Annotated in this window: 12 protein-coding genes and 1 pseudogene; 4 read left to right on the top strand and 9 right to left on the bottom strand. The window is 57.7% G+C overall.

Annotation, left to right across the window (positions count from 1 at the left end):
- Nucleotides 1–405 precede the first annotated feature (405 nt).
- Nucleotides 406–726 carry a DUF1476 domain-containing protein gene (locus QN219_RS33445; RefSeq protein ID WP_284004711.1) on the bottom strand — a complete coding sequence of 107 codons (321 nt, stop codon included), beginning with the start codon at nucleotides 724–726 and terminating at the stop codon, nucleotides 406–408.
- Nucleotides 727–1,374: 648 nt separating this feature from the next.
- Here QN219_RS33445 and QN219_RS33440 point away from each other — a divergent pair.
- Both QN219_RS33440 and QN219_RS33435 read left to right on the top strand, forming a co-directional pair.
- A complete protein-coding gene (locus QN219_RS33440) occupies nucleotides 1,375–1,668 on the top strand; it encodes a hypothetical protein (RefSeq protein ID WP_284004710.1) in 294 nt (97 codons plus the stop codon).
- 204 nt (nucleotides 1,669–1,872) lie between these two features.
- Complete coding sequence (locus tag QN219_RS33435) at nucleotides 1,873–2,646, top strand: hypothetical protein (protein ID WP_284004709.1); 774 nt, start codon at nucleotides 1,873–1,875, stop codon at nucleotides 2,644–2,646.
- Nucleotides 2,647–3,029: 383 nt separating this feature from the next.
- Here the strand turns inward: QN219_RS33435 and QN219_RS33430 are convergent, their stop codons facing one another.
- The 6 genes and pseudogenes from QN219_RS33430 to QN219_RS34470 all read right to left on the bottom strand — a co-directional run bounded on the left by QN219_RS33430 (nucleotide 3,030) and on the right by QN219_RS34470 (nucleotide 5,886).
- The gene (locus QN219_RS33430) at nucleotides 3,030–3,248 is read right to left on the bottom strand and encodes a hypothetical protein (RefSeq protein ID WP_083854340.1); all 219 of its coding nucleotides are present in this window, start codon (nucleotides 3,246–3,248) and stop codon (nucleotides 3,030–3,032) included.
- A gap of 166 nt (nucleotides 3,249–3,414) precedes the next feature.
- A pseudogene (locus QN219_RS33425) lies at nucleotides 3,415–3,849 on the bottom strand (Na+/H+ antiporter NhaA); the annotation flags it as partial.
- Nucleotides 3,850–3,894: 45 nt separating this feature from the next.
- On the bottom strand, nucleotides 3,895–4,713 hold the full coding sequence (locus QN219_RS33420) for a transglutaminase family protein (RefSeq protein WP_284004708.1): 819 nt from the start codon (nucleotides 4,711–4,713) through the stop codon (nucleotides 3,895–3,897).
- A gap of 11 nt (nucleotides 4,714–4,724) precedes the next feature.
- The gene (locus QN219_RS33415) at nucleotides 4,725–5,000 is read right to left on the bottom strand and encodes a DUF1488 domain-containing protein (RefSeq protein ID WP_284004707.1); all 276 of its coding nucleotides are present in this window, start codon (nucleotides 4,998–5,000) and stop codon (nucleotides 4,725–4,727) included.
- Nucleotides 5,001–5,002: 2 nt separating this feature from the next.
- Nucleotides 5,003–5,506, bottom strand: coding sequence for a hypothetical protein (locus tag QN219_RS34120; RefSeq protein WP_309486659.1), 504 nt, complete (start codon nucleotides 5,504–5,506; stop codon nucleotides 5,003–5,005).
- Between the two features lie 170 nt (nucleotides 5,507–5,676).
- Nucleotides 5,677–5,886 carry a hypothetical protein gene (locus QN219_RS34470; RefSeq protein ID WP_405052316.1) on the bottom strand — a complete coding sequence of 70 codons (210 nt, stop codon included), beginning with the start codon at nucleotides 5,884–5,886 and terminating at the stop codon, nucleotides 5,677–5,679.
- 633 nt (nucleotides 5,887–6,519) lie between these two features.
- On the opposite strand from QN219_RS34470, the gene QN219_RS33400 reads away from it, so the two are divergent.
- A complete protein-coding gene (locus QN219_RS33400) occupies nucleotides 6,520–6,900 on the top strand; it encodes a hypothetical protein (RefSeq protein ID WP_284004706.1) in 381 nt (126 codons plus the stop codon).
- Nucleotides 6,901–7,103: 203 nt separating this feature from the next.
- On the opposite strand, the gene QN219_RS33395 is transcribed toward QN219_RS33400, so the two are convergent.
- Together QN219_RS33395 and QN219_RS33390 are read right to left on the bottom strand one after the other, a co-directional pair.
- Nucleotides 7,104–7,265 (bottom strand): Thivi_2564 family membrane protein, encoded by a 162-nt coding sequence (locus QN219_RS33395; protein ID WP_284004705.1) that lies wholly within the window; start codon nucleotides 7,263–7,265, stop codon nucleotides 7,104–7,106.
- Between the two features lie 92 nt (nucleotides 7,266–7,357).
- Nucleotides 7,358–7,891: a hypothetical protein gene (locus QN219_RS33390; RefSeq protein ID WP_284004704.1), complete on the bottom strand. Its 534-nt coding sequence runs from the start codon at nucleotides 7,889–7,891 to the stop codon at nucleotides 7,358–7,360.
- A gap of 792 nt (nucleotides 7,892–8,683) precedes the next feature.
- On the opposite strand from QN219_RS33390, the gene QN219_RS33380 reads away from it, so the two are divergent.
- Nucleotides 8,684–8,775 (top strand): FitA-like ribbon-helix-helix domain-containing protein (locus QN219_RS33380; RefSeq protein WP_405052309.1); only part of this gene is annotated, 92 nt, incomplete at its 3' end.

Below are 8,775 nucleotides of genomic sequence, written 5' to 3'. Positions count from 1 at the left end.
CAGTGGATGCAGGAGCCGGATAATCATTGAATACAACTTTTCCGCAGCCGTGGGGCCTTGAAAGATTGTAGGCCGGCGGATCGAATCCACTCAAGGCGAGGGATAGGAGTCAACAACCCGGACTGGGTGGCATGTTGCCGGCTTCCGATCGTCTCAATTGGGTGGAACTTTGCCATTCGAGCCCGGTAATTGAATGGATAGCCAGCGTCAAGTTCCGGACATTCCTGGCGCTGCTTCAAAGCTGACAACCACTGTACAGAATTGCCGGGATTGGTAATACCCTTGAACGCCCGCTCGCGAGCGTCCTCTCCACGGCCCACGGTTATTAGAAGCACCAAGCCGGCGGATTGGACATCCCAGTCCGAGATCGCAGTCGGTGGTTTTTCTGTCAGAACTCAGTGTTAGTCAGGTGTCCCTGATCTGGTCGATAGCGGTCGCCAGCAGTTCGTCCATGACGACGCGAATCTGTTGATCGGACTGGGCGACGCCAGCCGCGTCGAAATCGGCGAGCACTTTGCGGAGCACATCGTTGTCCCCTGCTTCTTCGAAGTCCGCGCGGACCACTTCCTTCGCATAGGCGTCGGCGTCCACGCCGGTTTTTCCGAGCTTTTCAGCGGCCCACAGGCCAAGCAGCTTGTTACGCCGTGCCATCGCCTTGAACTTCAACTCCTCGTCCATCGCGAACTTCTTTTCGAAGCCTTCCTGACGGTCCCTTATGCTTTTCATCGCTTAGCCTTCGTTTAGGTTGTGAGTTTCGACCTTCATCCGACATCCAGAAGATGACCGGCTAATCGCGGCCGAGAGTGGCGCGAATAGACGCCGTTGGCAAGATCAGACCATTCACACAGATGATCGGCGAGGACTACAGACTCAAGCTGGAACGGTGCGGTTCTTGTTCTGAGCCCCGTGGGCGATGGCGGGCAATCCGACCTTACGACGGGCCGCCGGAACGCCCACTTCGGGGATAGAGCCCAACAAATGAAGGGGTGAGTTCCTCAATTCGGCGAAAGGGCCAATTCTTCGATACGCTTGACAGATCTCAAACAAACAGGAGGAAGAGATGCGTTTTTGGGGCGTGGAGCGCCCCAAAATCCGTTGTTAGTTGTACTACAAGCAGATCCTGACGGCTTTGCCGCAGACCGCCTTATCGGGGCCCGGCACTCAGCCCCCAGAACTGGCTTGTGACCGCTAGGCCGCGTTTTCCGCCGTCTACTGCGGGAACTGGGAGCGGGGCGCTCTAAAGACAGACTGAATCAAACCTAGGTGGCGGTTGCTATTCTTGTAATAAAGGCGCAGTGTCCAACCTTCAGTAGCAAATGTCACGGGCGCTATTGCTTGAGGGCTAGATACCCTGGCCCAAATCAAGGAGGGCGCATGTCTTCCACCGTACGCAATATATCGCCTTCCGATAGGGAAATGATCCGGTCAGTCTTAGACGATGCTGGCTATCGCGCGGATATCCTTGTCGATGATCCGAGATTTTTTGAGACTGCCACATTGCTGGTAACTAAGCTGTTCCTTGCGGGTGTTGACTCCCGGTCGGGACTAGCAACGAAGCTCGAGTATCAATTGGGCAAGGCCGGCAAGCACAGGCAACCGCCCGGATCGCGGTTGGGGCGCTACGCTATCCAAGGTCTTCCACTCGAGCTGCAACGCCGCACGAGGTGAGCGAGGCTCCTCGCGCTCTTCATCCTGGTGTCTTTCCAGAAGACGCTTGTAGATGCCTGACCCGAAAATGGAGGAGATCTGAAAAATCGGCCAAGCCGAAATTTCTCGATCTCGTTGGCCAACGACCTTTCGCATCGACCAGCACGTCCAGTCACAGGACTATGCCTCGAGTAACGGCCCAAAGGCCCATTCGGAGATAGAGACATGCCCCAACCATACTGCGCAGTATTGGCTCTGCAGGTGAGCGTCCTTCTATCCGGGGCTTTGTTATTCAGCCCGAGTGCATTTGCCGAAGCGACACCGCCGGTGCCCGCCAATGCCGAAGCAAGCCGCTACGGATCAGGCTGGGAGTGCAATCGCGGGTTCAGAAGGCAGGGCGATTCCTGCCTTGCAGTGACGGCTCCCGACCACGCGTTTCTGACAAATAAATCCTTTGGCAAGGGCTGGGAATGTCACTATGGATTCGCTGAAAAGGGCAACCGGTGCCTTGCCGTTCAGGTGCCCGCCAATGCCTATCTTGATCCTTACTATGGTGATCGCTGGCAATGCGTGCGCGGGCATCGCCGAAACGACACTGGATGTGAGCTTATCGAGGTGCCGGACAACGCGTTTCTGACGGACTCGCCTTTTAATGCGGGCTGGGAATGTGAGCGCGGTTACCAGAATGTCGGGCGCAAATGCGAAGCGTTGACCGTTCCTGAGCACGCTTATCTGACGACCAGCGGGAACGAATGGATATGCGATCGTGGTTTCGAACGGAAGGGCGAAGCCTGCGTTGCTGTCCAAGTTCCGAAAAACGCAACCTTCGTGGATACATCCTACGGTCAGAAATGGAAATGTGATCGTGGTTTTGAAACGAAAGGAACCACGTGTTCAGAGATCAAGCTTCCTGAGAATGCGCATCTCGATTCTTCCGGTAACGCCTGGGAGTGCAACCGGCCGTATCGGCTCCGTAACGGGCTCTGCAGCATGGAGTAATGATCTCCGGACATAATTGGGCTTCAGCGGACGGTATGTTAGGGAGCAGCCGTACCGCGGCGCCTCCGTCAAAAAGTACTACGGGCGCTTCTTTACAGGCCGAGGCGATCGCCGGCCAGTTTGGGAGTATTGAGAATACGCAGCGCCCGCACTGCATTTTTGGGGCTGATCCCTTCCATCTTCCAAGGGCCTATCTCTGCAGTCTCTCCCGTGATGAGCTGATAGATCGTATAGGTTCCGTCTCCGTCGAAACGGCGGCCGTACTGATCGAGCTGTCCGGATCTGTTCGGCGCGCGCCCTTCGGCTTCCCATGCGCTGATCGCGAGCGCGTGCTCTTGCAGCCCTCCTTGCGGCGGTCGCCTGCGCCACGACTGGGATGCTCCTCAGTGATCGGACGTCAAGCTCCGTTCAATCGGCTCCAGATTATCTTCGTTGCTTACTCGCTCTTGACCGAGTTCATCGTTGCGCATGCGATACTGGGGCGAGTTGTCCCTTAAAGGGAGTTTGGCTGTGATCTGATAGGTTTCTGCCGCACGAGGTGAAATATACGCGCGATCTTTAAGACGCACTGACAGACCGATCGGGAATCGATGAAGGCGCATTGAATGTTGCCTTTAGGGTTAGGGTGACGGCGAGATTGCGTCATCGTAGCGATCGACTGCTATCAGGCGTTCAAGTTCCTCGGGATCGATCGCTGCAAGACGCATTCGGTACTTGTTCTCGGCCGTGGCAGGCAGCTTGATAAAGGTCGCCACACGGCGATAGGCGAGCCATCACGGTGGTCCAGCCGCTCGCACCCGGCCCGCCGCCGACTAGCAGCGAGAACAGACCGGCCGGCACCGCCATCCCGCCGAGAGCAGCGGCTACGGGTAGAGCGGCCATGCGCGGGTCGCGTAACTCCCCCAGCACCAGCTCGCGCTTTAGCTCAAGGGCGATGACGAAGAAAAAGAGCGTCATCAGCCCGTCGTTTATCCAGTGCTTCAGCGAACGGGAGATCTCGATCGCGCCAACTCTGGCACCCGCAGGCATCTCCCACAAGGCGAGAAACCACGAAGACCAGGCTGTGTTGGCGAGGCCCAGCGCGAAGAGCGTGCTGAGCAACAGGACAATGCCCGCGGTAGCCTCGACGCGGAGGAACCGCGTGAACGGCTTAGTAAGCCGATCTGCCGGTTCCCTGGGAAGCCGTGAGAGGCTGTCGTTCATGCCGTAAACCGCTCCTGCATTTCGATCGCGACTGACAAATGTTCCCTACGGCTGTTGCAAGGCCGGCACCTCATAAGTCCACACTCGGAACGACTTCAGGACGTGCGGCCCGAACGAGTTGATCAGGGGGACATCGGCCGCGTCACGGCCGCGCGCAACCACGATCCTGCCGACACGCGGCGTATTGTTGCGGGGATCGAACGTGTGCCATCCACCGTCCAGGAAAACCTCGATCCAGGCACTGAAATCCATCGGATCAACGACCGGGACGCCGATGTCGCCGAGATGACCGTTGATATAGCGTGCGGGAATATTGAGGCAGCGGCAGAGCGTGACCGCAAGATGTGCGAAGTCGCGGCAGACACCAACGCGCTCATGAAAGACTTCGAAGGCCGTCCGCGTCGACCGGGCCTGCATGTAGTCGAAGCGAATATGGTCATGGACGAAATCGCAGATAGCTTGCACACGCCCCCAACCGGGCGTGACCGCGCCGAACATGTCCCAAGCGCTCTGACTGAGACGGTCGGTCTCGCAATAGCGGCTGCCCATGAGATAGGCGAGGCAATCGTCCGGCAACTCCGGCACCGGGACTTCCCGGGCGGCTGGCAGCATTTTGTCCGGCTTGCCGTCGTCCTCGATCGTGGCATCGCCCCATATCGTCAGATCGCCCGCCGGTGCAACAAGCCGCCGGCATCGGTTGCCGACTAGATCGCGATAGGTCGATGTCGGCACGTCGGGCGCAGTGAAGGTCGTTTCAGGAACCCGGATATCGGCCGCGCGATCCTCGTGAACCGACAACAGGCATACCAACGCGGTCGGTTGCTGGCAGTTCAACGCGATCTCATAGCCGTAGCGGATCAGCATCTCGATCCATCCTAGCGGAAATCGGCGGCGGTCAGTGTGTAGGAATCGCGGCGGCCACTGGAATAGGCCTTGCGTGCGACATCGTAGATGGACAGGCGCAACGCGTCGAAAGCAGAAAGGAGCTTCGATTCCGAGATTTCCGACCTGCCCAATTCAGCATCCGCTATCACGAGCGCATCGGCCTCAACGAAAAACCGCACCTCGAACATACCGTCATGGCCGATGAATCGGACGGCGTTTCGCTTTTCATCGAGGCTGCGGCTCGGATTCGGAAATAAAAGCGTCATCCTCAGCGTGCCTCTGTTTCGCGCAAAGCTGCCGCGCGGGGGCGCGATAGGCTGAGCCGCTTTATCCGGCGCTCTATATTGCGGAGGTTGCCGTTGACACGCGCCGGTGCGCCTGCGGACACGTGATAGATCGCTGAGGGGTGATTCGCTTCGATGCGGCGGCCGTATTGGTCATCCATTAGCTCGGGTGCTGAGGTCCCACCTTCATTTTCCCAGATGCTGATCGCAAGTGCATGCCCGGCTTCAATTTCAGTGTGGTGGGCGTTCATGGTGTGGCCTTCATCAAGACTTTCGATGGTGTCGAGCCTGCTTGAATGGATTGTGCTCCCATCACCGTCGGTGATGGTCATGGCGTCCGGACGCTGCGGCATGTCGAGGGTGCGCAAAAGCTCCCGCGCAATCTCTATCGCCTCGTGGACATCGGTAGCCTCCGCGGTCTCTCGGCCGAGGACCGCATGCGCGTCGTCCGCACCCCGGGTGCGGTAGAACTCGATCACGATCTTCATCGCTATCCTCTTGGTTCTACAGAAGTGTCATAACTGCCATTTTTTGCCCGTGTCCAGCGACGCACTGCGGTCCGCAGCGGGCTTGATCTGTTTGCCGAATGTCTTTTCGATGAGAGTGGCGCCTTCGTCGGCAGACGATATGCGCACCGGCTCGAGCCTGTCCTGCGTCGTCACCCGTTCATGATGTTCGTCGTCATTCGAATGCGGTATTGCGGCGAACCGCCGCTCGGCGGAAGCGTGCCGGTGATGTGATAGGCCGGCACAGCCGATCTCCGATACCCACCCTTCACCCGAACAGCTTGACCGACGGTAAAGCGATGTGTTGCCGCGTCGCGGCGGGTCGGACGGCCATTGCGTTGCAGAATGTTTGTAGCGGCCATGATTGTTTGTAGTCCTTTTGGAGTGCGGCTTCGAGATCAGCCGGATGATCGACATCATGTACTGCGTCGACCTTGCATGCCCCGCGGGCAGGCACCGAGACGTTGCCCGGCACACGGGAGGCGTCTGCGTAGTGCGGTTGGTCATGACGGCGCTCCGCAGAAGCACAAGAGGCAGCCCGCATCCTCTGTCATCCCAACCAAAACGATCCGTGATCAGCGCTCGAGTGTCCGTGCCAGGTTCGAACGAAGCGACACTACGCGTCCGATCGGCGTAAGGCATTCGATCAAAGTTCGTGGTGAATGGCGGGTCCTCTGACGCCGCGAAGCCAAATTGGCTAGTCCAGCCAAATTAACGAGTTTCTTATATGTGGGCCTCAAATCGGTTTCAAACAAGGTCCCGGGGCCTTTGTTTTCGGCTGACAATAAGGTGAGGTCTCAATTGGATGCAATTGACTCCGTAGATTCGCCGTTTTGACTGCGAAAAGGCCTCCTATCCGCCGACTCTGCCGAACTGATCGAACCTATGTCTGAAGGTCGGCAAGACCACAGACGGCGGCCAGTTCGCGAGCAACCAGGAACATCGAGACGCGGGCAGCGTTTAGATTCAGAGCCTTCATGGACTGGGAGGTGATGATGAGAAAGCACTCCCGCGAGATATCGCCTGAGGTGCGTGCGGCGATCAGCGCGTTTCTGAGCGTGTGTCAGAAGGAAGCCCGGCCGCTTGCGACCTCTGAAGCCCTTGGGGCAGTGCGGCGCGTTTTCCCTGATCTGGAGATTTCAGATCCAGACCTCATGGACGCCATCATCAGCGAAGCATCCGTGGCGGGTTTCGACGTAGACACCCCGGATCCTGCTTCCGCGGCGCGGATGAGGGATTCGCTTGAAGAATGGGATAATGAAGGCGGCGCAATCGATAAACCGCCGCGCAGCGAAACTCAAGGCAGGAGTGGCAATGACACGGATGGCAGGAGGCGGCGGGCAAAAGCGACCAAGGACCGGAATGAGCTGCAATAGCACGGCTCTAGCGAGCCGGCTCAGCAGTTCGATAATGAGCCTTTTGTGAATTTCATGCCCGGCCGGGGCGCAGGTATGGTTGACGCCTTCGCCCGATCGGCACCACAAAGGCGGGAAAAGCGGGCTGAGAGCAACTGTTCCATTCCGATTTCAAGTGCCGGCCGGTGGCGTCGGCTGAATCGAGTTGCGGCACCGTGCACTGATCAGAATACGTCCAGATAGCTGAGCACCGAAACTACGCCGACGACTACCACGACGATCTGAGCCATCTGCTTCATCGTCGAGTCAATCGGAAGTTTTTGCACGAGGTATAACACCAGGGCGATGACAAGGCCTGTGAGCAGGATGCTGATTATGATGGACACACCGCAAGTCCTTTAAACGAACTGCCTTCCGGCAGTGAAGGTGTAAATTTGCATGAGTTCTACAATGCGAGGAGTATCACCCGTGATATATTTTACCTCTCGGCGATCGAGCTCGCTGCCATTGGCCCATTTCCATCAGGCGAACGGGCGTATTTAAGCTTGACGAACTGTTTGCGGTCTCCGGCAATCAGCACGTAGAGCCTCGACGTCCAGGTTCCTTCCGGTTCCTCAGAAAGTTTCTCCGCACTGGTACGGTCGGAAAATGCCTTGAGAAATGCTTCGATAGGCACCTTCGTGAAGGCGACGGTACAGGTCTCGACGGGTCTTCCGTCCCGTCGAGCCTTGGTGACGCCGATTACAACCGGTTCCGGAAGGGCTCGATCAGTGGCCATCCATCGACTTGAGGAATCAAGGTGCTCGAGAGGAGCGAGACGCTCGAAGTCGCCTTCTGACAAAGGTTTCCATCCCTCTGCAGCGGCGGCGGATGCGATCGCGTCGAAGCTTGAACCTTGTGCAAGGCACGTCCGCTGGAACACTTCGACTGCCTCTGAACCGTCGCCGGCAGCGAGCGCGATCGCACTCGGAGAAACAGCGGCCAGAAACGCCATGAGGAACCGGCAGCGCATCATAAGCTCCATTCGGTGTGGATCGAACTGCTGAGCTAAGAGGTTTGTTCCAACGGATGCCGTAGGCTGACCTGAAGAATAGATGAATCCGCTCCCCCGACAATCACGAGAAACGTTCGCCGAGCTTCAGGGCACATAAATCGGTCGCCAATAGGTAACAGAATACGAGGCCATGGAACCTCCCCCGATTTTCGCGCATAGTTCTCTATCGCTCTCGCCGACCGTGGCCCCCAAGGGAGCGAAGAGTCTTGTAAGCGAACTCGGCGCCTGTCTAATCAGCGGACGCATTTAATTTTGATCTTCAGGAACATAACGCCTCAGGACCGGTTACGCGATTGCGAACCAGGAAAGGCCTTACCGGGTGCCAAGCGATCAAATCTCCGTCCTGGTTGTCGATGACGAGTTTCTCCTCCGATACGATCTTGCGATGTTTCTGCGCGAGCAAGACTTTGAAGTTTATGAGGCTTCAACCGCGAATGAAGCCATCGACTTGCTCACCGGCACCCAGGCATCCGTGCGGTCTTGACCGATGTCTGTATGCCTGGATCGATGGACGGACTGAACTGGCGGCGCGTGTTCATGACCGCTGGCCACCGATCAAGATTTTCGTCGTTTCGGGTCGCCGTAAGGTGACGTCGGAGGAACTGCCCGAAGGAAGTCGGTTCATCATGAAACCTCTCCTCCGTGCCCGGGGCCCCTATGGAATCGCAAAGGCCACTCGTTCAAAAACTTGCGAGATGACTGCATAACGATTATATTGCTGTCATTGAAGGCGAATGCGAGGGTTTGACTATGGCCATCCTGACAGTTCGGAATGTGCCCGATGAGGTGCATCGCGCTTTGCGTGTGCGCGCGGCGATGCACGGCCGCAGCACCGAAGCGGA

Source organism: Sinorhizobium sp. 8-89 (genome assembly GCF_030124325.1).
Taxonomy (GTDB): Bacteria; Pseudomonadota; Alphaproteobacteria; order Rhizobiales; family Rhizobiaceae; genus Sinorhizobium.
The sequence above is the reverse complement of the archived record's forward strand: the minus strand, read 5'-3'. Positions and strand labels throughout refer to the sequence as shown.